A 24,370-nucleotide genomic window follows, 5' to 3' on the forward strand; every position below is an offset into this window, starting at 1 on the left:
TGCATCTGTGGTTGCTCGGGCGACCACAGATGCACCCACAGCGGCTCAGCTACGCCGGAAGGCGTACCGCCGCACCGCTCCGGCCCGCTGCGTGCGGCCGGAGCTGAACCCCTTGCCCCGATCGGTCGGCGGGCCGGCCGTCGGCGGAGCAGCCCGGTCGACCGATGCGATGGCGCGGTGCGGTGCCGACGACCGGTCCGACGCTGTCAGATCGACCGCCAGCGGATCGGCCGGTGCGGTGAGGGCCGAGGTGAGAGCCACCGGCACCGATGGTTCGGTCGCCGCCGCTGCGGCGGTGAGGTCGGCCGGCATCAGGTGCGAAACCGGGCTGGTGCGGGACTTCTTCGGCTTACGGCTGGCAGGCATGAGGGCCTCCTCGCTCGGCGGGTGACGCGTATCGCGCCCCGCCGCGTCTGGTGACCGCCGGCGGCGGTCGTACGGATTCGCAGGACAGCTGCCCCGCAGCGACCACGGATGACGCCATCGACGCGACGGCGGGAGGAATGCGTGGACGCCCCGGAGCGGATGGGCCCGCGGCACCAGGGGTGGCGGACCGGCTCGATGAGGTGGGCGTCAGTTGCGCATGACCGGCACGTTATCCCACGCCCGACGGCAGCGCATCCGAATTACCGGCCAGTTGCGAAAGCGACGGCGGCGGCCTGCCGGCGCGCGCGCTGCGACCACCTGGTGACCAGCGGTGGGGGGATGACGCGCACCGCCCCCGGCCCGGTATACCGTCGCAGCACTACAGGTCGACGGCGAAAGGTGGCGACGAGGATGGCGGATCGGGCGACGGCGCAGATCGGTGTGACCGGGCTGGCGGTGATGGGCCGAAACCTGGCCCGAAACCTGGCCCGCAACGGGTTCACCGTGGCGGTGCACAACCGCTCGCCGGAGCGGACCCGGACGCTGGTGGCGGAGCACGGCGACGAGGGCACCTTCGTCCCGGCGGAGTCCCTGGCGGACTTCGTCGCCGCGCTGGAGCGCCCCCGCGCGGTGATCATCATGGTGAAGGCGGGCGGACCCACCGACGCGGTGATCGACGAGCTGGTGCCGCTGCTGGAAGCAGGCGACATCATCATCGACTGCGGCAACGCGCACTTCGCCGACACCCGACGACGGGAGGAGACGCTGCGGGCAAAGGGGCTGCACTTCGTCGGCACCGGCGTCTCCGGCGGCGAGGAGGGCGCGCTGTGGGGGCCGAGCATCATGCCCGGCGGCTCGGCCGAGTCGTACCGCAAGCTCGGGCCGATCTTCGAGAAGATCGCCGCGCAGGTCGACGGCGAGCCGTGCTGCCGGCACGTCGGGCCGGACGGCGCCGGGCACTTCGTCAAGATGGTCCACAACGGCATTGAGTACGCCGACATGCAGCTCATCGCCGAGGCGTACGACCTGCTGCGGGCCGGGCTGGGCGCGACGCCGTCCGAGCTGGCGGAGATTTTCCGGGAGTGGAACAGCGGTGAGCTGGAGTCCTTCCTGATCGAGATCACCGCCGACGTGCTGGCGCACACCGACGCCGCCACCGGCGAGGCGTTCGTGGACGTGGTGCAGGACCGCGCCGAGCAGAAGGGCACCGGCCGGTGGACCGTCCAGATCGCCCTCGACCTCGGCATCCCGATCACCGGCATCGCCGAGGCCACCTTCGCCCGGTCGCTGTCCGGGCACGTCGGCCAGCGCGAGGCCGCGCAGCGGGCGTTCCCCGACGCCGGGGAGAAGTGGCAGGTCAACGACCGGGACGCCTTCATCGAGGACGTCCGGCGCGCGCTGCTGGCCTCGAAGATCGTCGCGTACGCACAGGGCTTCGACCAGATCCGGGCCGGCAGCGCAGAGTACGACTGGAACATCGACCTCGGCGGCACGGCGACCATCTGGCGGGGCGGCTGCATCATCCGGGCGCGCTTCCTGGACCGGATCAAGCAGGCCTACGACGAGCAGCCGGAGTTGCCCAGCCTGCTGGTGGCGCCGTGGTTCGCCGACACCGTGCGGGACGGGGTGCCGAGCTGGCGGCGGGTGGTCGCCGAGGCGGCCCGGGTCGGGGTGCCGGCGCCGGCGTTCGCCTCGTCGCTGGCGTACTTCGACGCGCTGCGCGCCCAGCGCCTGCCCGCCGCCCTCATCCAGGGCCTGCGGGACAACTTCGGCGCGCACACCTACCGGCGCGTCGACCGCGACGGTAGCTTCCACACCCTCTGGGCCACCCCGGACCGCGCCGAGGTCGAGGCCTGATCGGCACACGCCGCGCCCCGTCCAGATCGGATGGGGCGCGGGCCGGCCGGGTCAGAAGAAACGGCGACGCTTGGCCTTCTGTGGACGGAGCAGGTCGGCTCCCCGGCTGAGCATTCGACTGGCGCGGGACGAGCCACGCCGCGACTCCAGCGAGTGGCTGAGCCGGCGCGCACCGGCTGCCGCCACCGGAACCGCCACGGCCATCACCGCCCACTGGGCAACGCGCTTGCGGATCATGTGGGTTCACCTCCGTCAGTGGCTGCTGCCAGCGGTGATACCCAGCCGGGGCGGGCGCTAAGCACTCAGGTGGTCGGTGCCACCGGGTTAGGCAGCGCGCCGCCGAAGCGGCGGTCCCGCTGGGCATACAGCTCGCAGGCGTACCACAGGTGCCGGCGGTCGAAGTCGGGCCAGAGCGTGTCCAGGAAGACCAGCTCGGCGTACGCGCTCTGCCAGAGCAGGAAGTTCGAGGTCCGCTGCTCGCCGGAGGGCCGCAGGAACAGGTCCACCTCGGGCACCTCAGGGTGGTAAAGGTAGCGTCCGATGGTCTTCTCGGTGACCTTCGCCGGGTCCAACCGGCCGGCGGCCACGTCGCGGGCGATCGCGGCGGCGGCGTCGGCGATCTCCGCCTGCCCCCCGTAGTTGACGCAGAACTGCAGGGTCAGCGTCGCGTTGCCCCGGGACATCTCCTCGGCGGTCTGCAACTCGCTGATGACGCTCTTCCACAGCCGCCCGGCCCGGCCCGACCAGACCACCCGCACACCGAGGTCGACCAACTGGTCCCGGCGGCGGCGGATGACGTCCCGGTTGAAGCCCATCAGGAACCGGACCTCGTCCGGCGAGCGTCGCCAGTTCTCGGTGGAGAAGGCGTACGCCGACAGGTAGGGGATGCCCATTTCGATGGCACCCTCGATGGTGTCGAAGAGGGAGAACTCCCCCGCCTCGTGCCCCCTGGTGCGCGGCAGTCCACGCTCCTTGGCCCACCGGCCGTTGCCGTCCATCACCACGGCGACGTGCCGGGGAACCGCCTCCGGTGGCAGCGCCGGCGGCCGGGCACCCGACGGATGTGGGGTCGGCGGCAGCGGCTCACGCCGGCCGGGCCTGCTGGCTCGGATCACTCGGTTCTCCCCCTGCTCACGTCCTGCGACGCCGGACGGCGTCAGCCCTCGCCGCACCGGGCGGCGTCAGCCCTCGCCGGCCGCGCCGGGCGGCGGCGGAAGCACGCCGGTCACGCCACCGCCGGGTGACCGGACGGTGCCGGGGGCCGGGCCGCCCCGGTCGACCAGCGGCAGCGAGCGTAGCGCGCGCTCCAGGTGCCATTGCAGGTGAGCCGCGACCAACCCGCTGCACTCCCGGCGTACCCCGGTCTCGGCGGCGTCGGCGACCCGCCAGTCACCGACGGCCAGCGCCGACATCAGGTCGATGGTGGCCGGCGCCGGATGGGCGGCACCGGGCGGGCGGCAGTCCGGGCAGACCGCGCCACCGGCCGGTACCGAGAAGGCACGGTGCCGCCCGGGGGTGCCGCAGACCGCGCAGGCGGTCAACGCCGGTGCCCAGCCCGCCAGCGCCATGCCCCGCAGCAGGTACGCGTCGAGCACCAGGGTGGTGGCGTGGCTGCCCTCGGCGAGGGCCCGCAGCGCACCCAGGGTGAGTTGGAACAGCCGCAGCGACGGCTCCCGCTCCACCGGGGTGAGCCGTTCGGCGGTCTCGGCGATCGCGCTGGCCGCCGTGTAGCGGGGATAGTCGCCGAGGAACCGCTTGCCGTACAGGTCGATCCCCTCGACCTGGCTGACGGTGTGCAGCGAGCTGCCCAGTTCCCCCTTGGGATCACCGGCGAGCTGCAGGTCCACGTGGCCGAAGGGCTCCAGCCGGGCGCCGAACTTCGAGGTGGTCCGGCGTACCCCGCGGGCGACCGCGCGCAGCCGGCCGTGCCGCCGGGTGAGCAGAGTGATGATCCGATCCGACTCGCCGAGTTTCTGGACGCGCAGCACCACCGCGTCGTCGCGGTAGAGCTGTCGGCGGTACCCGGCCATCGCGCCATTCTCCCCCCGGCCGCGGTGCGGGTGGCACCCTGGGTCGGAACTCAGGGTCCGCTCGGGGTCTCGGTGCCGATGATCCCCGATGCGCGTACGCCGGCGCCGGCCGTAGCCTCCTCGGCATGGCTCAGCACCAGACCAACGCGATGCCCCGCAAGACCATGGCGATCGCCGCGGCCGCCACCATGATCTTCCTTGCCGGCTGCGACAACCTCTCCGTCCGCCGGCTCGACTACGACACCACCGAGTCCACCCAGATCACCGCGATCCGGGTGCTGCCCGGTGCCGGCGACGTGGTGGTCCGTGGCGACGGCGACGCGGACGGCGTACGCATCAAGCGGGTGGTGCGCTACCAGCGCGGCCAGCCGGACGCGACGTACGAGATCAACGACACGGAACTGGTGCTGGACACCTCCTGCGGCCACTGGTGCAGCGTCTCCTACGAGGTGATCACCGGCACGGGGGTCAGCGTCCACGGCGAGACCGGCTCCGGCAACGTCGACCTGATCCGGGTCGGCCCGGTCGAGGTCAAGGTGGGCTCCGGCGACGTCCGGGTGTCCAACGCCGCGGGCCCGGTCCGGGTGCGGAGCGGCTCCGGCAACATCGAGGTGTACGACGTGGCCCAGCCCGTCGTGCTCCACGCCTCCTCCGGGGACATCACGGCCAGCCGGCTCGGCGGCGAGGTGAACGCCGAGGCCAGCTCGGGCAACGTCAGCGTCGAGCTGGACCGGCCGGCCTCCGCCCGGGTGCACGCGTCGAGCGGCGACGTGGAGCTGACCGTGCCGGCGGGCGCGTACCAGGTGCGTTCGAAGGCCGGTTCCGGCCAGGTCGAACTGGGTGTGCCACACGATCCGTCCGCTCGGCTCGTGCTCGACGTACGCACCGGCAGCGGCGACATCACCGTCACTTCACGTTGACCTGGCTGGTCGGGTCACGCTGACCGGGTACCCCGTGGTCGTCGCCGGAGCGGCCCTCGGCGTGCCGGCGGCCGGCCGGTACCGGCGGTCGCCGGCCGCCGGGGATCAGCTCGGGTGGGCGCCGCGCGGCCACGTCCTCGACCCAGCCGAACAGCGCGGTCACCACGCCCAACAGCAGGAAGACCAGGACGATCCGGATGGCCAGACCCAGCGGGTCCTGGTGCGACCAGCCGACCACGTCCACCAGCGGGGTGAGCGCCACCACGAAGGACATGTGCCACAGGTAGACCGTCAGCGCCCGCCGGTTCAGCACGGTCACCGCGCGGCCGAACAGCGCGTTGCGGTCCACCCAGGCGGCGGCCGCCGGGGCCCGACCCAGCGCCACCAGGATGAACGCGGCCGACCAGAGGGCGTTGCCGAGCGGAATGTCGTTCAGGTCGTAGCCCCGCGGGCCGGGATGAGCCAGGATCCAGGCACCGCCGGCCGCCGCGAGGACGAGCACGATCGGGATCAGCACCCGGTTGGCCAGGCGGCGCAGCATCCCCGCCTGGTGGGCGAAGCCCAGCATCCAGGCGCCGAAGTAGAGACCGAACTCCCGGAGTACGCCGTGCGGGTTCGCATAGATGCCCAACTCGATGGCGAGCAGCAGGAAGTACGGGACGAGCAGGGTGGGCAGCGGAAAGCGCCGGAACAGCCAGAGCGCGATCGGGGAGGCGAGCACGAACCAGAGGTAGTCACGCAGGTACCAGATCGGGCTCAGTGCCAACGCACCCCAGTAATTGGCTGGCGGGTCGGCCACCGGAAAGAGCCAGAGCAGCACCTTCGGGGTCAGCGGCAGCCCGGTGAGCAGCATCGCCGGCACGAAGATCGCGGCCACCACCCACAGCGAGGGCAGCAGTCGTCGCAGCCGCCGGCCGACCGCCGTGGGCCCGGACCGGTCCAGGGAGGCCGCCATCAGCGACCCGGCGAGGGCGAACATCACCGACATCGCTGGAAACAGCAACGTCAGCGAGGCCCAACCGGTGACGTGGTAGACGACGACCCGCACGATGGCCAGGAAACGCAGCAGGTCCAAAAATCTGTTTCGCATCAGCCTGCATCTATGTCCGGGGGCGTAGGAACGTCTCCCTACCCTCCGGGGCCGGCCGGGGAAACGCCCAAGAACCCGCCGGGATAGTGAGCCTTTCCATATGCCTGACCGATATCGATCAGCCGGTCAAGAGATGCTCGTCCGGATTGTGCCGCCACGACCGGGCGGTCCGCCCGGTCAGAACCCGAGCTTGCGCAACTGCTTCGGGTCGCGCTGCCAGTCCTTGGCCACCCGGACGTGCAGGTCGAGATAGACCCGGCTGCCGAGCAGCTCCTCGATCTGCCGCCGGGCGGTGGTGCCGACCTCCTTGAGCCGGCTGCCCCGATGACCGATCACAATCGCCTTCTGGCTGGGCCGCTCGACGTACACGTCGGCATAGATCTTCATGAGCTGCCCCTCCGGGATCATCTCCTCGACCACCACGGCGATGGAGTGCGGCAACTCGTCCCGGACCCCCTCCAGCGCGGCCTCCCGGATCAGCTCGGCGACCAGCACCTGCTCCGGATCCTCGGTGAGCATGTCGTCCGGGTACAGCTGCGGCGACTCGGGGAGGTAGCCCGTCATCACCTCGACCAGCGTGTCCACCTGGTATCCGGAGACCGCGCTGACCGGGACCACGTCGGCGAAGTCACCCAGCTCACTCACGGCGAGCAACTGCTCGGCCAGCCGCTTGCGGTCGACCAGATCGGTCTTGGTGACCACCGCCAGCACCGTCGCCTTCAGCCCGGCCAGTTCCCCGGTGATGAACCGGTCGCCACGGCCGATCGGCTCGTCCGCGGGGATGCAGAGGCCGATCACGTCGACCTCGCTCCAGGTCTGCCGGACCAGGTCGTTGAGCCGCTCGCCGAGCAGGGTGCGTGGGCGGTGCAGGCCGGGCGTGTCGACCAGCACCAACTGGGAGTCCGGCCGGTGCAGCACCGCCCGGATAACGTGTCGGGTGGTCTGCGGCTTGTTCGAGGTGATGGCGATCTTCTGCCCGATGATCGCGTTGGTCAGCGTCGACTTGCCCGCGTTGGGCCGGCCGACGAAACACGCGAACCCCGCCCGGTAGGGCCGCTCACCGAGGTTGGCGGGCCCGCCAAGGCCGGCGCTCACTCGGTCACCGTGCCGAGCACCGTGCCGTCCGGCGCGGCCAGGTGGATCGGGGCGTCGACGGCCAGGTCCCGTACGGCCGCGTAGCCCGCGCCATCGAGGGTGGACGCCTCGGTCACCACCACGGCCGCCTCCAGCCGGGTGGCACCCGCCGCCGCAGCCGAGGCGACCGCCAGTTGCAGCGCGGTGATCGTCAGCGAGGGCAGTGACACGCTTGCCGCCGCGTACGTCCGCCCGTCCTGGTCCCGCACCGCAGCACCCTCCACGGCACCCACCCGGCCCCGCGCCCCCCGGGCGAGGATGACCAGCTTGCCGTCCTCGGCGGTCAGCTCGGCGCCGGTGGGGCGGGCGGTCGGTACGGCGGTTGACTCAGGCATCTGCGGGCTGCCTCTCCTCTGATCGGTCGCTGTCGCCACCGGCGGCGGTCGCTCCACCAGCCGGTTCGTCCTGCGGTTCGGTCGGCTCCACCCGGCGCACCAGCACCGTGTCGATCCGGTTGCGCCGACCGGTGGTGCCCTCGGCGAGCAGCCGGAGCCCGGCCACCTCGGCCTCTGCGCCGGGGATCGGCACCCGCCCCAGGGACTGGGCGAGCAGACCCCCCACGGTCTCCACCTCGTCGTGCGGCAGCTCCGTGTCGAACAGCTCGCCGAGATCCTCCACCGGCAACCGGGCGGTGACCCGCACCGCGCCGTCCGGCAGCTGCTCGACCGGCGGGCGTTCGACATCGTACTCGTCGGTGATCTCCCCGACGATCTCCTCCAGGATGTCCTCGATGGTGACCAGCCCACCGGTGCCGCCGTACTCGTCGACCACGATCACCAGGTGGTTGCGGGCGGCCTGCATCTCCGACAGCAGGTCGTCGACGGGCTTGGAGTCGGGCACGAAGGTGGCCGGCCGCATCAACTGGGCCACCGGCAGTTGGTGGTCCTCGTCCGCACCGCCCTGGGTACGCCGGACGAGGTCCTTGAGGTAGAGCACGCCGAGCACGTCGTCCACGCTCTCGCCGATCACCGGGATCCGGGAGAAGCCGGAGCGCAGGAACAGCGCGAGCGCCTGGGAAAGCGTCTTGCCCGACTCGATCCACACCATTTCGGTACGCGGCACCATGACCTCGCGGGCGATGGTGTCGCCCAGCGCGAAGACCGAATGGATCATCTGCCGTTCGCCGTGCTCCACGACACCGCGCTGCTCGGCGAGGTCGACCAGCTCACGCAGCTCGACCTGGGTGGCGAACGGCCCCTCCCGGAAACCCCGGCCCGGCGTGACCGCGTTGCCGATCAGGATCAGCAGCGAGGCCAGCGGGTTGAGCACCCGCCCCAGCCAACGCACCAGCGGCGCGGCGGCGCGGCCCACGGCGTACGCGTGCTGCCGGCCGAGGGTACGCGGACCGACGCCGACCACGACGAAGCTGACCACGGTCATCGCCCCGGCGGTGACCAGCGCCGCCCGCCAGCCCGCGCCGAAGGTGTCCACCGCGACCAGCGCCACCAGCGTGGTGGCGGTCAGCTCGGCGAGCAGCCGGAGCAGCAACAGCAGATTGAGGTGACGGACCACGTCACCGGCGACCACCTGGAGGGCCCGCGCACCCCGTGCGCCGTCCCGGGCCAGCTCGGCGGCGCGGGCCGGTGAGACCGCAGCCAGGGCGGCCTCGGTCATCGCGATCAGGCCGGCGAGCACCACCAGCCCGGCGGCGAAGACGAGCAGTTGCAGATCGGGTAGGCCGGTGGCGGACGCGGCCAGGAAAGTCTCCATCACCGGGACCGGGTCGACCGCCAACTGGACAGCAGCCGAGCCTGCAACCCGAACATCTCCCGCTCCTCCTCCGGCTCGGCGTGGTCATAGCCGAGCAGGTGCAGCACCCCGTGCACGGTGAGCAGGTGCAGCTCATCGGCGGCGCTGTGCCCGGCCGTCGTCGCCTGCTTCGCCGCCACCTCGGGGCAGAGCACGATGTCGCCGAGCAGCGCCGGCTCGCCGCCGGCAGCGGCGTTCTCACCGGGGCCGTGGTCGACGCTGCCCTCGTCCATGGGGAAGGCGAGCACGTCGGTCGGGCCGTCGCCGCCCATCCAGCGATGGTTCAGCTCGGTCATGTAGTCGATGTCGACCAGCAGCACGGAGAGCTCGGCGAGGGGGTTGACCCCCATCTCGTCGAGCGCGTGCCGGGCGACGGCGAGCACGGCGTCGGTGTCGACGTCGACACCGGACTCGTTGGCGATCTCGATGGACAACTTTCTTCCCCTGGTCTAGCGGCGCCGGCCGGCGCGGTTGCCCTGGGCGCTGCGCCCGGCCACCGCATGCACGCCCTGCCCCTGCTGGTTCTCCCGCTCGGCGTCCCACCGGGCGTACGCGTCGACGATCTCCCCGACCAGCCGGTGCCGCACCACGTCGGCGCTGGAGAGCTGCGCGAAGTGCACGTCCTCCACGCCGGCCAGGATGTCCCGCACCACGCGCAGGCCGCTGGTCGTGCCGCCGGGCAGGTCCACCTGGGTGACGTCACCGGTGACCACGATCTTCGACCCGAACCCGAGCCGGGTGAGGAACATCTTCATCTGCTCGGGCGTGGTGTTCTGCGCCTCGTCGAGAATGATGAACGCGTCATTGAGCGTGTTGTGCGTCACCAGGAAGTCGTCGGTGACATAGAGCGAATCCTCCGCCGCCACCTGGATGCACATGGTTTCCTGTACCCCGGCCGGGATGATCGAGTCGATGAACCGCATCGGCCGACCGCCGCCGCGCTCCTCGTACCGCTGGCGCTTGCGGGACAGACGGAACGGCGGAATCCCCTCGGGCAGGCGGATCTCCACGACGTAGGCGTCGGACCGGTAATGGACCGGACGGCCCTTCGCCCGGCCAGGCGTACGCCCCTCAGCCGCTCGAACGCGCCACGTCGCCACCCCGCCCAGCGACTGGACGAGGTAGACGACGTCGTCGCGGAGGCGGGGGGAGGTCGTCGCGTACTGCACGCGGCAGGTGCGGTCGGCCTGCACGGCCGGCCCACCGTCGCTGTCCAGCAAGCCTTGCAGGACGGCCAGCCGGACGTCGACGCTGTTGCGCAGGTAGACATCTGGCACGAACTTCGTCCCCGACGTCGTTCTGGCCAGGCCCAGCTCGCGGAGCGCGACCGTCACCGGGTTGGCGACGATCACCCCGCCCCGGTGTCCGTTGACGTGCCGGAGCACGTAGTCGTAGTCGCTCTTGCGAACGAGTTCGACGTCGGCGAGCGCCTCTTGGATGGCGCGGGCGAGCTCCGGGTCCGCCGTACTGAACGTCGGCGTCGTCCGGCACGAGATGGAACCGTCACCGAGCAGCAGACCGAGCGCGTACGGGTCGAGCGGGACGTCCTTCGGCTCCATCTGGACTGGTGCCACGACCGGGAGTTCAAACCGACGGGCATGACCCCGCCACTCCTGGCCGATCATCTCTCGCGTCTCCAGCGTCCGCCGACGTCCGCGCCGCTTGTCCTCGGGCGTGGCGACGGTCCACAGGTGTTCGCCGCAGCACAGGGTGGAGGCCCCGTCCTGCGTGGTGACCCGGTAGACCTGCTTGGGCCCCTGCGGGTAGATGCCGATTACCGGGGTCGGCATCCCGTTCGAGCCGATGACCAGGTCGCCGATCTGAAGCGAGCCGAACCGTTTGAAGCCCTCCGGCGTGAGGACCCGCGCATCGTACGGCTGGGCCCGGCCCCTCATGTATGCCAGCGGGGCGACCTCGATCGTGCCCGCCGCCATCAGCTTCGGGATGGTCTCCGGGTCGAGCATGTCGTGCAGCGCGTCGTAGAGCGGGCGCAGGTAGGGGTCGATCTTCTCGTTGAGCGTGCCGGGCAGGAACCCCAGCCGCTCCCCCGCCTCCACCGCCGGCCGGGTCAGGATGATCCGGTTGATCTGCTTGGCCTGCAACGCCTGGACCGCCTTGGCCATGGCCAGGTAGGTCTTTCCCGTGCCGGCCGGGCCGATGCCGAAGACGATGGTGTGCGCGTCGATCGCGTCCACGTAGCGCTTCTGCCCGAGCGTCTTGGGGCGGATGGTGCGCCCGCGCCGGGAGAGAATGTTGAGGGTGAGGACCTCGGCGGGCCGCTCCGCGCCGCCCTGTTCGAGCATGCCGACGGTACGCCGGACGGCGTCTGTGGTCAGGGTCTCGCCTTTCTCGATGAGTTCGAGCAGTTCGCCGAAGAGCCGCTCGGCGAGGGCGTTGTCGCCGGGAGCGCCGGTGATGGTGATCTCGTTGCCCCGCACGTGCACGTCGCTGTTCACCGAGCGCTCGACCAGTCGCAGGATCTCGTCACCCGCGCCGAGCAGGTTCACCATGATCTTCGAGTCGGGGACGGTGATCCTGGTCTGCACCCGAGGCGGGCCGGGAGGTGGGGTGCCGGTCATGGGTCGGGCCGAGGGGCCCTGCGCACCTGCTCTCGATCTCAACGCCGGGCCGGTCGCCGCGGCGTGCGGACGTTGCCACCATCGTATCGGGTCAACAGCCTCGACAGGCTGCCCATTTCCACCCGCACGGCCGACAGCAGCGGACAAAACGGTCAGCCGGTCCCGGGTCGGGTCAGACCCGGAAGTCGTACCGGTCGAACGTCTCCTGGTGCCGGGTGAACCGGTAGGTCGCCCAGTGCATCCGGACCACCGCGCCGTCGCCGTCCCGGGTCAGCCGCAGCAGCTCACCGACCTCCCGACCGGAGACCGTCCGGAACACGTCCGGCCGGTCCGGCACCGGCGCGAAGATCGCCGGCGGCTTCCCCGGCGGGTCGCCGGCACCCCGGGCCCGCAGGGTCCCGTCGTGCCAGCTGAAGACGTACTCGAAACCCTCTCCCCACCAGCGGCCGAGCAGTCCGCGTACGTGCTCGGGGGCCGGCTCGCCGGGCCGCCACGGGTCGATGTCGGCCGGGTCATGCTCGACCGCGGCGGCGAGCAGCCGGTGCGGCAGATCGAGCAGCTCGATCGCGGTGCCGGAGGAGCCCAGCACGGCGGCGCCCAGCGCGGCCGGGGTGCCCTCGCCGCCCCGCCGGCCGTACGCCCCGGCGAGGAAGCCGGGCATCGCGCCGTCGTGCCCGACGTGCACCACCCGCTGCCCCTGCGGCACCAGGATCAGTCCGAGGCCGAAACCAGCGGCCCACAAAGTCTCGTCGGTGACCGTCACCGGCCAGCGCATCTCGTCCAGGGTCGCCGGGGCGAGCACCCGGCCGGCCGCGTCCAGCGCCGCCGGATCCGCCAGGAAGGCGGCCCACCGGGCCATGTCGGCGGCGGTGCTCCACAGCTGCGCGGCGGGACCGACCGCGCCGAAGTCGGTGGGTGGCTCCGGACGCGCCTCGTCGGAGTACGCGTCGACCAGGAACCCGGCCGCCGCCCGGGGGCCCGGGTGGACCGTGGTGGCGGTCAGCCCCAACGGAGTCAGCACCCGCTCGACCAGCACCTCGGCCCAGGTGCCGCCGCGCAGCTGCCCGACCAGCCGGCCGAGCAGCGCCATGCCGAGATTGGAGTAGTGGTAGCGGCGCCCCGGCGGCAGCACCCGCTCGGCCCGGGCCAGTTCGGCGATCAGCCGGTCGGCGTCCGGCGCTCGCAGCGTGTCCCAGACGTCGCCGTGCGGTTCCCGTTGCAGGCCGGCGGTGTGCGACAGCAGCCGGCGTACGGTCAGTTCACCGTGCGCCGGCAGGTCGAGGTGCCGCTCCAGCGGATCGTCGAGGTCGAGCAGGCCGTCGTCGCGGCACTGCATGACGAGTACCGCGGTGAAGGTTTTGGTCACCGAGCCGATCCGGAACCGGGTCTGCTCGTCCAGGGCGGTGTCGTTGCCGGTGCCGCCGGCCGTGCAGGTCCACAGCGGCCGGTCGGCCCGGTTCACCGCCGCCGAGATCGCCGGCACCCGGGCCTGCGCCTGGACCTGCCGCACCATCCGGTCCAGGTGACCGGCGGCGGCGGTACGGCCGGCGGCCGGGCTCACGCCACGCTCCGGGCCAGCATCGGGCCGAGCGGTGCCCCGCCCAGCAGGTGCGCGTGCGCGTGGAAGACCTCCTGGCCGCCGTACGTCCCGGTGTTGAACATCAGCCGGAATCCGTCGCCGAGCAGGCCCTCGTCCTCGGCCACCGCGGCGGCCGTGGCCAGCACCTCACCGGCCAGCGCCGGATCGCCCTGCGCGAGGGTGGCCACGTCCGCGTAGTGCTCCTTCGGGATGACCAGCACATGCACCGGCGCCTTCGGATTGATGTCCCGGAAGGCGAGCGTGGTAGGCGTCTCACGGACCATCGTCGCCGGAATCTCCCCGGCGACGATGCGGCAGAACAAGCAATCGGTTCCCATCCCGGCAGTGTAAGTAAGGGCGACTCCCCGATATCTCAGGTACGTGGTGCGTCGGGCGGCGAGGGTCAGCCGGTTGCGGATCTGCGCGAGGGACAGGAACGGCGCGGTCACCCGTCACACCAGCCCGAGACTCAGGGCCAACTCAGCGATCATCGCTGGAGCCTTCGGATCACGGGCCACCTGGGCGAGGACGTCCCGGCCCGCCGGCCGGCGGCGCACCTCGTACGGTGCCAGCCGCTCCGCATTGAGCAGCACCCGCGCCGCGTTGGCCGGATCGGCGGCCTGGAGATAGGCGCGAGCGACGTCGACCAGGTGCGCGGCCCGATGCTCGACCGGCAGCGACCGCCACCCGCCCCGGCGGATCGCCTGCCTGTGTCGGGCGACGGCCGCCGGCCCATCGCCCCACTCGACGGCGGCGGTGACCCGGGCCAATTCCACCGCAGTCGGCCCGAACGCCGTCCGGTGCAGGTCGAACCCGTCCCCCACCCGAGTCGCCATCTCGGCGGCCTCGTCCAGCAGGTCACCGCTTACCCGTTCGTCACCGGATCGGGCCGCTACCAGCCCGGCCTGCACCAGCAACGCCCCACACAGCGACAACTCCCCCGCCTCAGCGGCATCAAGATCCGGTGGAGCGATCCGGTACGCGGCGGCCAGCAGCACCGACCGCGCCTGCGTCGAGGACCGCAACACCTGCCCGAGCTGCACCGCCGCGCACGCCATCAGCACCCGGTCATCCGCAGCGGCAGCCATCGCCCGATCCGCCGCCAACCAGGCAAGATCCGCCTCGTCCAGCTTCACCAGCAACGCCGCCGTCACCCGGTACGCCTCCACCACCGCCACCCGGCCCGCCACCGGCTCCCGGGCATAGGCGCGCTGAACCTCGCACAGCAGGCTCGGCAGCAGCTCCACCACCTGCGGATACCGGGCATGCTGATACGCGGTCCACGCGTACCCGACGTGCTGGGCAACACGATCGGCCGGCAGCACCGGTCCCGGCCGGTCACGCATCACCTCGTACGCCGACAACGCCCCACGGATCCGCGCGATCTCCTCGCTGTGATCGGCCGCGTCGGCAGGCTGGGCGTCCTGGCCGAGCAGCGTCGCGGCGTCGACCCGCAGCACGGCGGCGATCTCCCGGATGGTCGACACCCGCTCCAACGAGCGCACCCCACGCTCGACCTTGTCGACCCAACTCTTCGACTTGCCGATGCGGTCTGCGAACGACTGCTGCGACAACCGCCGCCGCACCCGCAGATACGCCACCCGCCGACCAATCGGCACCCGATCACCGCTCACGACGACGCCACGGCCGATCCGGCACTGCCCGAGTCGTCTCCTCGACGGGAATCCGTTCCGCCTCAGCCTGGGCAAGAATCCGCTGCTTCGCCGCTTCCCGCTCCGCCGCTTGGATCTGCTCGCCAATGCTGTCGCGGGAGTCCTTGTCGCTCATTCCCACCTCCGCAGTGCTTTCGCTCCTGCCTCGTGCGGGATCTACTCTGGTAACCGCGTGACTACGCTCGGAAGTACCTCGATGCTTTCAAGACCTTTCACAGGGGTTCGGATGGATGACCTCGGTGCGCAATTGAGGCACGCTCGCGTTGAGGCCGGCGTAACGCTCGCCTCCATCGCGGCGCGCACCTGCTACTCGGCCTCCCACCTGAGCAACGTCGAAGCGGGACGCCGGACCGCAACGCCGGACATCGTGCTCGCCTACGCGCGAGCGTTGGGAGAAGCCGACGTGAGACGCAGAGACCTCCTCGCCGCCGCCACCATCGGCCCGATCGCCGCCAGCGACCTCATCCGCAACGGTTTCACCGCCGCCCTCGCCGGACACCGCGACAGCGCCGACCGCTGGCGCGACCGCGTCGACCAGTACGGCCGCGACTACATGGAAATCGGCGCGGACTCCCTGCAAACCAGACTCGCCAACGACCTGGTGGTCATGCAACAACAACTCGACAGCCCCACCATGTGGGCCACCGCCGCCCGCGCCCTTACCACCTACGGCAAAACCACCAGAGACCCCGCCGAAGCCATCGGTTGGTACGACACCGCCCGCATCGCCGCCGACCGCTCCGACGACCTCGCCGTCCGAGTCTGGGTACGCGGCCGAGCCGCCATCGCCCTCGCCTACGAAGGCGCCGCACTTCCCGTCGCCCAGCGCTACGCCGACGAAGCACTCGCCCTGTCCGACCGACCATCACTCGGGCGCCTTCAAGCCCTGATGGCCCACGCACACGTCGCCGCCGGACGAGGCGACACCACCGCAGCCATCGCCGCCGACCAGGACGCCCAACGAGTCTTCGACCAGACCGCCTCACCCGACAACGAAATCTCCGACGCCGCCGTACCCGCCTGGCGTATGGCCACCTTCCGCTCCATGCTCTACGCCCGGCTCGGCATCACCCGCACCGGCGAACAAGCCCAAACCGACGCCGACCGGCTCCGCCCCGCCACGCTCACCCGCTTCGCCACCCACATCGAACTCCACCGCGCACTCATGATGACCAAAGCCGGCGACCGAGCCGCAGGACTGGCCTACGCCCGACAAGCCTGGACAGCACTACCAGCAGACCGCCGCTCGCAAACCCTCGGACTCGTCCTACGCGAAGTCGAGAAAGCCGCCCGCCAGCGACGTTGACCTGCCACGGCGGCCTGATCCTCGCTTCTTAGGGCAGGGCGTCAAACCGCCTTGATCATCGCCGATCGCCGTTTCGTCGTAATGGCGGTGTCCCGACCGATCGGATACCGCCGTATCGACGAAACGGAGTCGATCAACTGGTTTGTGTGAAGTGGTCACCAGCGCAGTAGGCGGGTGGCGAGGACGGCCAGGGCAGCCACGCCGGCGGTGGAGGTGCGCAGCACCGAGGGGCCGAGGCGGACCGGGCGGGCACCGGCGTCTTGGAAGGCCGACAGCTCGGCCGGGGTGATGCCGCCCTCGGGGCCCACCACCAGCACGATCTCGCCGCGGTCGGGCAACTCGACGGTGGTCAGCCGGTCGGTCGCCTCCTCGTGCAGGACGTAACCGGCGGCGGCACCGGCGATCCGGCGGGCCACCGACGGGGTGGACTCGTCCGGGGCGCCGGCCACCACCGGCAGCCACGCCCGGCGGGACTGCTTCGCCGCCTCCCGGGCGGTCGCCACCCACTTACCCCGGGCCCGTACGCCCCGGTCACCGCGCCACTGCACCACCGAACGATCGGCCGCCCAGGGGACGATCTCGTCCACCCCCGTCTCGGTCATCGCCTGTACCGCCAGCTCACCCCGGTCGCCCTTGGCGATGCCCTGCACCACCACCAGTCGGGGGTTCGCCGCGTCGACGTACCCACGGCCGGTGACCTCGAGGTCGAGGGTGCCCCGGCCGACGGCGGTGACCACCGCGCTGGCCGTGCCGCCCCGACCGTCGGCGAGCAGCAGCTCCTCGCCCACCCGCAACCGCTGCACGGTGGCGGCGTGGTGTCCCTCCGGGCCGTCGAGCACCATCGAGTCGACGGTGGGCAGCGACTCGACGAGGAACAGTGGAGCGGACACGGGACGGGCCGGTCAGGCGTGGCCGTTGAAGGCGTCGCGCATCCGGGAGAAGAAGCCGCCCTGCTTGGTGAGCTCGGCGACCTCCTCGCCCCGGGTCTTGGCGAACTCCCGCAGCATCCGCTCCTGCTCGGCGTCGAGCTTGGTGGGCGTACGCACGTCCAGGTGGACGTAGAGGTCACCCCGGCCGGTGCCGCGCAGGTGCGGTACGCCCCGGGCCCGCAGCCGCAGCGTGCTGCCCGGCTGGGTGCCCGGCTTGACGTCGACCGGCTCCTCGCTGTCGAGCGTCTTGATGGTCAGCCGGGTGCCGAGCGCGGCGGCGGTCATCGGCACGGTGACCCGGCAGTGCAGGTCGTCGCCCTTGCGGGAGAAGACGTCGTGCGGCCGCTCGTGGATCTCCACGTAGAGGTCCCCGGCGGTGCCGCCACCGGGACCGACCTCACCCTGCTGGGCGAGGCGGATGCGCATGCCGTCCTCGACCCCGGCCGGGATCTTGACGGTGAGCGACCGGCGGGTGCGTACCCGGCCGTCACCGGCACAGGTCGGGCAGGGGCTCGGGATGGTGGTGCCGTAGCCCTGGCAGACCGTGCACGGCCGCGCCGAGACCACCTGGCCGAGGAAGGTCCGCTGCACCGACTGCACCTCGCCCCGGCCGCTGCATGCCTCACAGGTGGCCAGGTGGGTGCCGGCGGCAGTACCCGCCCCGGAGCAGGTGGTGCAGAGCACCGCCGTGTCGACCGTGATCGGCGCCTCGACGCCGAAGGCGGTCTCCTGCAGGTCGAGTTCCAGCCGCAGGATGGCGTCCGCCCCGGGCCGGGTACGCGGTCGCGGACCCCGACCGGCGCCGGTGGCACCGCCGAAGAACGCGTCCATGATGTCCTGGAAACCGACGAAGGGACCGGCCCCGCCGGGCCCACCCGGGCCACCGGGACCGCCACCGCCGGGCGCCAACGGGTCGCCACCGAGATCGACGATCTGCCGTTTCCGATCGTCCGAGAGGACCTCGTACGCGGCGTTTATGTCCTTGAACTTCTCCTGAGCCTCCGGATCCGGATTGACGTCCGGGTGGAACTGCCGCGCCAGCTTGCGGTAGGCGCGCTTGATCTCGTCGTCGGAGGCGCCCCGGCTCACGCCGAGAATGCCGTAGTAGTCCCTGGCCACTGCGTTCCGTGTCCTCGTGTTCGTCTCGGGTTACGCCGGTCGACGGCCCATCGCCGACCCTGACTGGTCAGTTCTGGGCCAGCAACTCGCCCACGTAGCGTGCCACGGCCCTCACCGTGGCGATTGTTCCGGGGTAGTCCATCCGGGTCGGTCCCAGCACGCCCATCCCCCCGACGATGGTCGCGCCCGGGCCGTACCCGGTGCTGACCACCGAAGCCGCCCGCAGGTTGTCGATCTCGTTTTCGTCACCGATTCGCACTCGTAGTGTGCTCGGTTCCACCTCGCCGATGAGCTTGAGCAGCACGACCTCCTCCTCGAGCGCCTCGAGGATCGGCCGTAGCGAGCCGTGGAAGTCCAGCAGGCTGCCGCGGGTCAGGTTCGCGGTGCCGGCCAGCGCGATCCGTTCCTCGTGCCGCTCGACGAGCGTCTCCAGCAGCACGGTGGACAGCGTCGTCATGGCCGGACGCAGGTCCGGCGGGGACTCGTCGATGAGGGCCTGCACCAGTGGCGGGGTCTCCGACAGTCGAATGCCGACCAACTTCTCGTTGGCCAGCCGACGCAGGTCGAGGACGTCGTCGGCGAGGATCGGCGCGGGCAGCTCGACCAGCCGCTGCTCGACCCGACCGGTGTCGGCGATCATCACCAGCATCAGCCGGGTGGTGGAGATCGGCACCAGCTCCAGATGCCGTACGCGGGAGCGGGCCAGGCTCGGGTACTGCACCACGGCGACCTGGCGGGTCAACTGGGCGAGCAGCCGGACCGTGCGGTGCACCACATCGTCGAGGTCGACCGCGCCGGCCAGGAAACGCTCGATCGCCCGGCGCTCGGCCGGGCTGAGCGGCTTGACCCGGCTCAGCCGGTCGACGAAGAGGCGGTAGCCACGATCGGTGGGCACCCGGCCGGCACTGGTGTGCGGCTGCCGGATGAAGCCCTCCTCCTCCAGCACGGCCATGTCGTTGCGGACGGTGGCCGGCGACACGCCCAGTTGGTGCCGCTCGACCAGCGCCTTGCTGCCGACCGGCTCCTGGGTGGCGACGTAGTCCTCGACGATCGCCCGGAGCACGGCGAGCTTGCGGTCGTCGAGACCCATCTTCCCCCACCTCCTGTCGCAGCTCAGTCCGGAGCACCCCGGCCGAATGCTTTGGCACTCGACTGTAGCGAGTGCCAGTCTACGTCGAAGGCCCCCATCGGCGCGATGATCAAGACGCACCGGGGGCGATCGGCCGATCGGAGGGCGGGAACCGCCGGTGTCGCTCTGGTGGCCGTTGCTGGCGGCACCTACCGTGACCTCCATGACCGAACCACCTCGTCCCCCAGAACCCGGCGACGAACACACCACTCCACTGTCCGGGTCTCCTGGCCAGCCCGGCTATCCCCCGCCCGGCGGGTATCCGCCGCCCGGCGGCTACCCACCACCCGGCGGCTACGGCGCCCCTGGCGGCTATCCCCCCGGCGGCGGCTACCCGCCCGGCGGCTACGGCGCACCGCCCCCTGGCTACCCCAACAACGAGGACAAGACCTGGGCGCTGATCGCCCACTTCGGCGGGGCCGCCGGCATGTTGATCGGCGGCGGTGTGCTCGGCTGGATCGCGCCGCTGATCGCGATGATCGCCCGGGGCAACCAGTCGCCGACCGCCCGCGCGCACGCGGTGTCCGCGCTGAACTTCCAACTGCTCTGGTCGATCATCGCTCTGGCGGGCTGGATCCTCAGCTGCATCGGCATCGGCGTCCTCATCGGCTTCGCCGCGATGATCATCGGCATCGTGTTCGGCATCATCGCCGGAGTGAAGGCCAACGAGGGCCAGCTCTACCGCTACCCGATGACGGTGAGCATGGTCAAGTGACCTCCCGCCGGCGGTCGGACCGCCGGCGGGTGGCACCTCATGGCAGCAGGTCGCGGACGACGGCGTCGGCGAGCAGCCGGCCGCGCAGGGTCAACACCGCGCGGCCGGCCGCGTGATCGGGCGCCGCGAGCAGACCTTCGGCCACTGCCCGGGCCGCGGCCGTCCGGCCGGCGTCGTCGAGGACGTCCAGCGGCAGCCCGGAGGCCAGCCGCAGCCGCAGCATGATCTCCTCCATCTGCGCCTCGTCGCCGGTGAGCACCTCGCGGGCCAGACCGGGCGACCGGCCGGCGGCCAGGCGCTGGGCGTACGCCGTGGGGTGTTTGACGTTCCACCAGCGCACGCCGCCGACGTGGCTGTGCGCCCCCGGCCCGAGGCCCCACCAGTCGCCGCCGGTCCAGTAGAGCAGGTTGTGCCGGCAGCGGGCAGCCGGCGTACGGGCCCAGTTGGAGACCTCGTACCAGGAAAAACCGGCCGCGTCGAGGGTGGCCTCGGCGGCCAGGTAGCGGTCCGCCGCGACGTCGTCATCGGGGTACGGCAGCTCGCCGCGACGCATCCGGGCGGCCAGCCGGGTGCCGTCTTCGACGATCAGGGCGTACGCGCTGACGTGATCCACTCCCGCGGCCACGACCTCATCCAGTGAGGCGGCGAAGTCCTCGGCCCGCTCCCCCGGCGTACCGTAGATCAGGTCCAGGTTGACATGGTCGAACCCGGCGTCGCGGGCCTCCAGCGCAGCGGCCGTCGCGCGGCCGGCGCTGTGTCGGCGGTCGAGCACGGCGAGCACCCCCGGCGCCGCCGACTGCATGCCCAGCGAGATCCGGGTGTAGCCGGCGGCCCGCAGTTCCTTCAGCGAAGCCGGCGTGACCGACTCCGGGTTGGCCTCGGTGGTCACCTCCGCGTCGCCGGCCAGCCCCCAGGTCCGGTCGATGGCGTCGAGGAGGCGAGCCAGGTCGTCGGCGGGCAGCAGGGTGGGGGTGCCACCGCCGACGAAGACGGTGTCCACCCGGCCCGGTGGCGTGTCGTCCAGCACCCGCGCGGCGAGTGCCAGCTCGGCCAGCACGGTGTCGACATAGCTGTCCCGGCTTCCCCCGCCGCCCAACTCGTCGGCGGTGTACGTGTTGAAGTCGCAGTAGCCGCAACGGCTGGCGCAGAAGGGCACGTGCACGTACACGCCGAAACCGCGCTCGCCGACGGCGGCGCGGGCGGACACGGGCAGCGACCCGTCGGTGGGGACTGGTTCGCCTGCTGGAAGCACACCGGGCATGGCCACTAGTGTGCCGTGATATGACCTCTCCCGACGCGCTCGTGCGGGTCGCCACCAGTCATGGGGTGACCACCCTCACCCTGGACAGCCCGCACAACCGCAACGCGCTCTCCACCCCGTTGATGACGGAGCTGCTGGCCGGGCTGGCTGCCGCGGTCGCCGACGAAGCGGTCCGGGTGATCGTGCTGGACCACACCGGTCCGATCTTCTGTTCCGGGGCGGACCTGACAGAGACAGCGGCGGCGTACGCCAGCGGCACGATGCCAGCCCGGATGCTGGGTGACGTGCTCGCGGCGCTCCACGAGTGCCCGAAGCCGGTGCTGGCCCGGGTCGCCGGCCCGGCCCGGGCCGGCGGGCTGGGCCTGATCGCCGCGGCCGACCTGGCGGTCTGCGCCGCCGCGGCCACGTTCGCCTTCACCGAGGTGCGGATCGGGGTGATCCCGGCGGTGATCTCGGCGACGGTGCTGCCCCGGCTGCACCCCCGGGCAGCGGCCGAGCTGTACCTGACCGGTGACACCTTCGACGGCCGGCGGGCCGCCGAAATCGGCCTGGTCACCGCCGCCGTGCCGGCCGACGAGTTGGACGGCGCGGTGCGACGCTACCGCGACGCGCTGGTACGCGGGGCCCCGGCGGCGCTGGCCGGCGCGAAAGCCCTGCTGCGCCGCCCGGCCGCCGCCGACCTGCGCGCCGAGCTGGCGGATCTGACCGCTCTCTCCACCCGGTACTTTCTCTCCGAGGACGGGGTGGAGGGGGTCGCCGCGTTCCGGGAGAAGCGCCCGCCGCGTTGGGTGGTCGAGCTCGACGGGGATGAGTAGCGCCCGGAACGGGGAACCACCGCCGCGCCGTGGGCATCGCGGGCCGGGGTGGAACCAGACGGACGACGGCGTACTGGCCGAACGGGGACGTAGGCTTGGCGGGCCGTCGTACGGGAGGTGTGGGTGCGGACTCGGGCAGTCGTGGCGGGTTGCGTCGTCCTCGTGCTGATCGCGATGATCGGCGTCGTTCTCGGAATGCGGCGAGTCGGCGAGCAGGTGCGCCTGCCGCTGGTCGGCCGAACGTGCACGGTGCAGGCCGATGGCACGGTGACCCTGAACGCGCACCAGATGGCCAACGCGGCGACCATCGCGGCCATCGGCATCCAGCACGAGATGCCGGACCGGGCGGTGGTGGTGGCACTGGCCACCGCGTACCAGGAGTCCGGCCTGCGCAACCTGGCCGGCGGCGACCGTGACTCGGTCGGCCTGTTCCAGCAGCGGCCGAGCCAGGGCTGGGGCAGCCCCGAGGAGATCCGCGACCCCCGGTACGCGGCCGACAAGTTCTACGCGGCGCTGAAGAAGGTGCGCGGCTGGCAGAAGATGCGGGTCACCGACGCCGCGCAGAAGGTGCAACGCTCCGCCTTCCCCGAGGCGTACGAGAAGTGGGCCGACGAGTCGGAGGTGCTCGCCCGGGCCCTGCTCGGCCACGCCACCGGCGCGGTGGTCTGCACCTTCGGCGGGGATCCGGCGATGCGCGGCGAGGCCGCCGCCACCGCCCTGAACCACGGGCTCAAGCTCGACTGGGGGCTGGCGCCCTCGGCCACCACGGCCAGCCTGACCGGCCTGACGGTCGCGGCAGCGAACCAGCGCGAGGGCTGGCGGTACGCGCACTGGCTGGTCGCGCACGCCAACGATCACGGGGTGAAACGCGTCCGCTTCGGCGACCTGGAGTGGACCAACCGGGGCCGCTCGTGGACCCGGGTCGGCGACGGTTCCGACCAGCCCGCCGAGGTGATCGCCGAGGTCTTCGCGGACGCGTGAACCACCCTCGTTGGCATTACCCGCAGTAACCGCAAGAACCGTCTTCTCCCTACAAAGCGGGCAGCAGGGCGACGGAAAGTAACGAGGGGTAGCCGCCTCGCAGCTGCGTGTCGTCATGTCCGTGTGCTGCCCGCAGGGTGCCTGTCGGCGCTCCTTCGGGGGCGTTACGATCGGCTGCCTGTGCCAGAAATGGTTTCACCTCTTGGGGAGGGGTACGACGTGGCCTTCGACTACGGCGACCGGACCGGCTACGAACCGATCAGCGACGTCGATCGCAAGGAGTTTCATGAGCAGGGCTTTCTCCTGCTGCGCAACGTCCTGACCGAGGACCACCGGGCCGCTCTCGAGGCCGCGGTCGACCGGGTGTACGAGGAGGAGAAGGCCAAGGGCAAGACCACCAAGGACGGCACCCTGCACCTGCTGGGCTTCCTCGATCGGGACGAGCTCTTCGGTGACCTGCTCACCCACCCGATCGCCTTCCCCTACATGTGGGGGCTGGCCGGGTGGAACATCTACTCCCACCACAACCACCTGGACGTCACCCCGCCGGCCCTGGAGCCGGAGAAGCCGTACTGGGGTTGGCACCAGGACGGGTACCGGCAGAACTCCGACCCGGAGACGATGGACCCGAACCTGCCGCGGCCGATGTTCTCGCTGAAGGTCGCCTACGTGCTCTCCGACCTGTCGGAAAAGGGACGGGGCGCGACCAAGGTGATCCCCGGCAGCCACCTGTGGAACTCGCTGCCCCGGCCGGCGGACACCACGGTGCACAACCCGGACCCGGAGGGCACCGTCGAGATCACCGCCAACCCGGGCGACGCCTTCATCTTCGACCGTCGCCAGTGGCACTCGCGGTCGACGAACCTGTCGACGATCACCCGCAAGATGCTCTTCGTCGGCTACACCTATCGGTGGATCCGCCCGCTGGACGAGCTGCACATCGACAAGGACGGCGAGTGGTGGGCCAACCGCACGCCGGTGCAGCGCCAGCTCTGCGGTGAGGGCACCCACACCGCGAACTACTGGGGCATCAACTGGGACGGCTACATCGACGACGAGATCCCGCTCCGCAAGGAGCTGAAGCAGCGCGGTCTTCTCAACCGCAACATCCCCTGGCTCCGCTGAGCATGTAAGGAAG

General features: G+C 71.5%; 24 protein-coding genes and 3 pseudogenes. 7 read left to right on the top strand and 20 right to left on the bottom strand.

Annotated elements, in window-relative coordinates; translation table 11 throughout:
* Positions 1-45: 45 nt before the first annotated feature.
* Positions 46-366, bottom strand: a complete 321-nt coding sequence (locus tag Vqi01_RS04310) for a hypothetical protein (protein ID WP_204033158.1) — start codon at positions 364-366, stop codon at positions 46-48.
* Positions 367-777: 411 nt separating this feature from the next.
* On the opposite strand from Vqi01_RS04310, the gene gnd reads away from it, so the two are divergent.
* Complete coding sequence (gene gnd, locus Vqi01_RS04315; RefSeq protein WP_204033159.1) at positions 778-2,223, top strand: NADP-dependent phosphogluconate dehydrogenase; 1,446 nt, start codon at positions 778-780, stop codon at positions 2,221-2,223.
* Between the two features lie 51 nt (positions 2,224-2,274).
* Here gnd and Vqi01_RS04320 read toward each other — a convergent pair whose 3' ends face one another.
* The 3 genes from Vqi01_RS04320 to recO form a co-directional block, all read right to left on the bottom strand.
* Positions 2,275-2,460: a hypothetical protein gene (locus tag Vqi01_RS04320; RefSeq protein ID WP_204033160.1), complete on the bottom strand. Its 186-nt coding sequence runs from the start codon at positions 2,458-2,460 to the stop codon at positions 2,275-2,277.
* Between the two features lie 65 nt (positions 2,461-2,525).
* A complete protein-coding gene (locus Vqi01_RS04325) occupies positions 2,526-3,302 on the bottom strand; it encodes an isoprenyl transferase (protein WP_204033216.1) in 777 nt (258 codons plus the stop codon).
* A 102-nt stretch (positions 3,303-3,404) separates the two neighbouring features.
* Positions 3,405-4,253 carry a DNA repair protein RecO gene (gene recO, locus Vqi01_RS04330; RefSeq protein WP_204033162.1) on the bottom strand — a complete coding sequence of 283 codons (849 nt, stop codon included), beginning with the start codon at positions 4,251-4,253 and terminating at the stop codon, positions 3,405-3,407.
* A gap of 125 nt (positions 4,254-4,378) precedes the next feature.
* Between recO and Vqi01_RS04335 the strand changes: the two genes are divergently transcribed.
* Positions 4,379-5,173 carry a DUF4097 family beta strand repeat-containing protein gene (locus Vqi01_RS04335; RefSeq protein WP_204033163.1) on the top strand — a complete coding sequence of 265 codons (795 nt, stop codon included), beginning with the start codon at positions 4,379-4,381 and terminating at the stop codon, positions 5,171-5,173.
* On the opposite strand, the gene Vqi01_RS04340 is transcribed toward Vqi01_RS04335, so the two are convergent.
* The 12 genes and pseudogenes from Vqi01_RS04340 to Vqi01_RS04385 all read right to left on the bottom strand — a co-directional run bounded on the left by Vqi01_RS04340 (position 5,160) and on the right by Vqi01_RS04385 (position 15,092).
* A complete protein-coding gene (locus Vqi01_RS04340) occupies positions 5,160-6,263 on the bottom strand; it encodes an acyltransferase family protein (RefSeq protein WP_239098170.1) in 1,104 nt (367 codons plus the stop codon). The genes Vqi01_RS04335 and Vqi01_RS04340 overlap by 14 nt on opposite strands.
* 177 nt (positions 6,264-6,440) lie before the next feature.
* Positions 6,441-7,358, bottom strand: a complete 918-nt coding sequence (era, locus tag Vqi01_RS04345) for a GTPase Era (protein WP_204033164.1) — start codon at positions 7,356-7,358, stop codon at positions 6,441-6,443.
* The gene (locus Vqi01_RS04350) at positions 7,355-7,732 is read right to left on the bottom strand and encodes a cytidine deaminase-like protein (protein ID WP_204033165.1); all 378 of its coding nucleotides are present in this window, start codon (positions 7,730-7,732) and stop codon (positions 7,355-7,357) included. The genes era and Vqi01_RS04350 overlap by 4 nt, the downstream gene beginning before the upstream one ends.
* Positions 7,725-9,131, bottom strand: a complete 1,407-nt coding sequence (locus Vqi01_RS04355; protein WP_204033166.1) for a hemolysin family protein — start codon at positions 9,129-9,131, stop codon at positions 7,725-7,727. The genes Vqi01_RS04350 and Vqi01_RS04355 overlap by 8 nt, the downstream gene beginning before the upstream one ends.
* Positions 9,107-9,580: an rRNA maturation RNase YbeY gene (gene ybeY / locus Vqi01_RS04360; protein WP_204033167.1), complete on the bottom strand. Its 474-nt coding sequence runs from the start codon at positions 9,578-9,580 to the stop codon at positions 9,107-9,109. Before ybeY ends, Vqi01_RS04355 begins: the two co-directional genes overlap by 25 nt.
* 15 nt (positions 9,581-9,595) lie before the next feature.
* Positions 9,596-9,958 (bottom strand): annotated as a pseudogene (locus tag Vqi01_RS30545) (PhoH family protein); the annotation flags it as partial.
* A 273-nt stretch (positions 9,959-10,231) separates the two neighbouring features.
* Positions 10,232-10,936, bottom strand: a pseudogene (locus Vqi01_RS31435) (LAGLIDADG family homing endonuclease); the annotation flags it as partial.
* 42 nt (positions 10,937-10,978) lie between these two features.
* Positions 10,979-11,725: pseudogene (locus tag Vqi01_RS30555) on the bottom strand (PhoH family protein); the annotation flags it as partial.
* Between the two features lie 172 nt (positions 11,726-11,897).
* Positions 11,898-13,238 (bottom strand): serine hydrolase domain-containing protein, encoded by a 1,341-nt coding sequence (locus Vqi01_RS04370; protein WP_204033217.1) that lies wholly within the window; start codon positions 13,236-13,238, stop codon positions 11,898-11,900.
* 44 nt (positions 13,239-13,282) lie between these two features.
* Positions 13,283-13,642, bottom strand: a complete 360-nt coding sequence (locus tag Vqi01_RS04375; RefSeq protein ID WP_204033219.1) for a histidine triad nucleotide-binding protein — start codon at positions 13,640-13,642, stop codon at positions 13,283-13,285.
* Between the two features lie 114 nt (positions 13,643-13,756).
* Entirely contained in the window at positions 13,757-14,923 is a 1,167-nt protein-coding gene (locus tag Vqi01_RS04380; protein ID WP_204033169.1) for a helix-turn-helix domain-containing protein, read from the bottom strand.
* 4 nt (positions 14,924-14,927) lie between these two features.
* Positions 14,928-15,092 carry a hypothetical protein gene (locus Vqi01_RS04385; protein ID WP_204033170.1) on the bottom strand — a complete coding sequence of 55 codons (165 nt, stop codon included), beginning with the start codon at positions 15,090-15,092 and terminating at the stop codon, positions 14,928-14,930.
* A 111-nt stretch (positions 15,093-15,203) separates the two neighbouring features.
* Between Vqi01_RS04385 and Vqi01_RS04390 the strand changes: the two genes are divergently transcribed.
* Entirely contained in the window at positions 15,204-16,283 is a 1,080-nt protein-coding gene (locus tag Vqi01_RS04390) for a helix-turn-helix domain-containing protein (RefSeq protein WP_204033171.1), read from the top strand.
* 155 nt (positions 16,284-16,438) lie between these two features.
* On the opposite strand, the gene Vqi01_RS04395 is transcribed toward Vqi01_RS04390, so the two are convergent.
* The 3 genes from Vqi01_RS04395 to hrcA form a co-directional block, all read right to left on the bottom strand.
* Entirely contained in the window at positions 16,439-17,173 is a 735-nt protein-coding gene (locus Vqi01_RS04395) for a 16S rRNA (uracil(1498)-N(3))-methyltransferase (RefSeq protein WP_204033172.1), read from the bottom strand.
* 12 nt (positions 17,174-17,185) lie between these two features.
* On the bottom strand, positions 17,186-18,331 hold the full coding sequence (gene dnaJ, locus Vqi01_RS04400; RefSeq protein WP_204033173.1) for a molecular chaperone DnaJ: 1,146 nt from the start codon (positions 18,329-18,331) through the stop codon (positions 17,186-17,188).
* A gap of 67 nt (positions 18,332-18,398) precedes the next feature.
* Positions 18,399-19,421 (bottom strand): heat-inducible transcriptional repressor HrcA, encoded by a 1,023-nt coding sequence (hrcA, locus tag Vqi01_RS04405; protein WP_204033174.1) that lies wholly within the window; start codon positions 19,419-19,421, stop codon positions 18,399-18,401.
* 202 nt (positions 19,422-19,623) lie between these two features.
* On the opposite strand from hrcA, the gene Vqi01_RS04410 reads away from it, so the two are divergent.
* The gene (locus tag Vqi01_RS04410; RefSeq protein ID WP_204033175.1) at positions 19,624-20,175 is read left to right on the top strand and encodes a DUF4870 domain-containing protein; all 552 of its coding nucleotides are present in this window, start codon (positions 19,624-19,626) and stop codon (positions 20,173-20,175) included.
* A gap of 37 nt (positions 20,176-20,212) precedes the next feature.
* On the opposite strand, the gene hemW is transcribed toward Vqi01_RS04410, so the two are convergent.
* Entirely contained in the window at positions 20,213-21,436 is a 1,224-nt protein-coding gene (gene hemW, locus Vqi01_RS04415; RefSeq protein WP_204033177.1) for a radical SAM family heme chaperone HemW, read from the bottom strand.
* A gap of 20 nt (positions 21,437-21,456) precedes the next feature.
* On the opposite strand from hemW, the gene Vqi01_RS04420 reads away from it, so the two are divergent.
* The 3 genes from Vqi01_RS04420 (at position 21,457) to Vqi01_RS04430 (ending at position 24,357) form a co-directional block, all read left to right on the top strand.
* Positions 21,457-22,251 (top strand): enoyl-CoA hydratase-related protein, encoded by a 795-nt coding sequence (locus Vqi01_RS04420; protein WP_204033178.1) that lies wholly within the window; start codon positions 21,457-21,459, stop codon positions 22,249-22,251.
* 117 nt (positions 22,252-22,368) lie between these two features.
* Positions 22,369-23,232, top strand: a complete 864-nt coding sequence (locus tag Vqi01_RS04425; protein WP_239098171.1) for a hypothetical protein — start codon at positions 22,369-22,371, stop codon at positions 23,230-23,232.
* Positions 23,233-23,451: 219 nt separating this feature from the next.
* Entirely contained in the window at positions 23,452-24,357 is a 906-nt protein-coding gene (locus Vqi01_RS04430; protein WP_239098172.1) for a phytanoyl-CoA dioxygenase family protein, read from the top strand.
* Positions 24,358-24,370 lie beyond the last annotated feature (13 nt).

Source organism: Micromonospora qiuiae (assembly GCF_016863555.1).
GTDB lineage: Bacteria > Actinomycetota > Actinomycetes > Mycobacteriales > Micromonosporaceae > Micromonospora > Micromonospora qiuiae.

Excerpts from the sequence above, each read along its gene's own strand:
- Vqi01_RS04310 (WP_204033158.1), bottom strand. The coding sequence starts at position 366 with ATGCCTGCCAGCCGTAAGCCGAAGAAGTCCCGCACCAGCCCGGTTTCG.
- gnd (WP_204033159.1), top strand. The coding sequence starts at position 778 with ATGGCGGATCGGGCGACGGCGCAGATCGGTGTGACCGGGCTGGCGGTG.
- Vqi01_RS04320 (WP_204033160.1), bottom strand. The coding sequence starts at position 2,460 with ATGATCCGCAAGCGCGTTGCCCAGTGGGCGGTGATGGCCGTGGCGGTT.
- recO (WP_204033162.1), bottom strand. The coding sequence starts at position 4,253 with ATGGCCGGGTACCGCCGACAGCTCTACCGCGACGACGCGGTGGTGCTG.
- Vqi01_RS04335 (WP_204033163.1), top strand. The coding sequence starts at position 4,379 with ATGGCTCAGCACCAGACCAACGCGATGCCCCGCAAGACCATGGCGATC.
- Vqi01_RS04340 (WP_239098170.1), bottom strand. The coding sequence starts at position 6,263 with ATGCGAAACAGATTTTTGGACCTGCTGCGTTTCCTGGCCATCGTGCGG.
- Vqi01_RS04350 (WP_204033165.1), bottom strand. The coding sequence starts at position 7,732 with ATGCCTGAGTCAACCGCCGTACCGACCGCCCGCCCCACCGGCGCCGAG.
- Vqi01_RS04370 (WP_204033217.1), bottom strand. The coding sequence starts at position 13,238 with ATGGTGCGGCAGGTCCAGGCGCAGGCCCGGGTGCCGGCGATCTCGGCG.
- Vqi01_RS04375 (WP_204033219.1), bottom strand. The coding sequence starts at position 13,642 with ATGGGAACCGATTGCTTGTTCTGCCGCATCGTCGCCGGGGAGATTCCG.
- Vqi01_RS04385 (WP_204033170.1), bottom strand. The coding sequence starts at position 15,092 with ATGAGCGACAAGGACTCCCGCGACAGCATTGGCGAGCAGATCCAAGCG.
- Vqi01_RS04390 (WP_204033171.1), top strand. The coding sequence starts at position 15,204 with ATGGATGACCTCGGTGCGCAATTGAGGCACGCTCGCGTTGAGGCCGGC.
- hrcA (WP_204033174.1), bottom strand. The coding sequence starts at position 19,421 with ATGGGTCTCGACGACCGCAAGCTCGCCGTGCTCCGGGCGATCGTCGAG.
- Vqi01_RS04410 (WP_204033175.1), top strand. The coding sequence starts at position 19,624 with ATGACCGAACCACCTCGTCCCCCAGAACCCGGCGACGAACACACCACT.
- hemW (WP_204033177.1), bottom strand. The coding sequence starts at position 21,436 with ATGCCCGGTGTGCTTCCAGCAGGCGAACCAGTCCCCACCGACGGGTCG.
- Vqi01_RS04420 (WP_204033178.1), top strand. The coding sequence starts at position 21,457 with ATGACCTCTCCCGACGCGCTCGTGCGGGTCGCCACCAGTCATGGGGTG.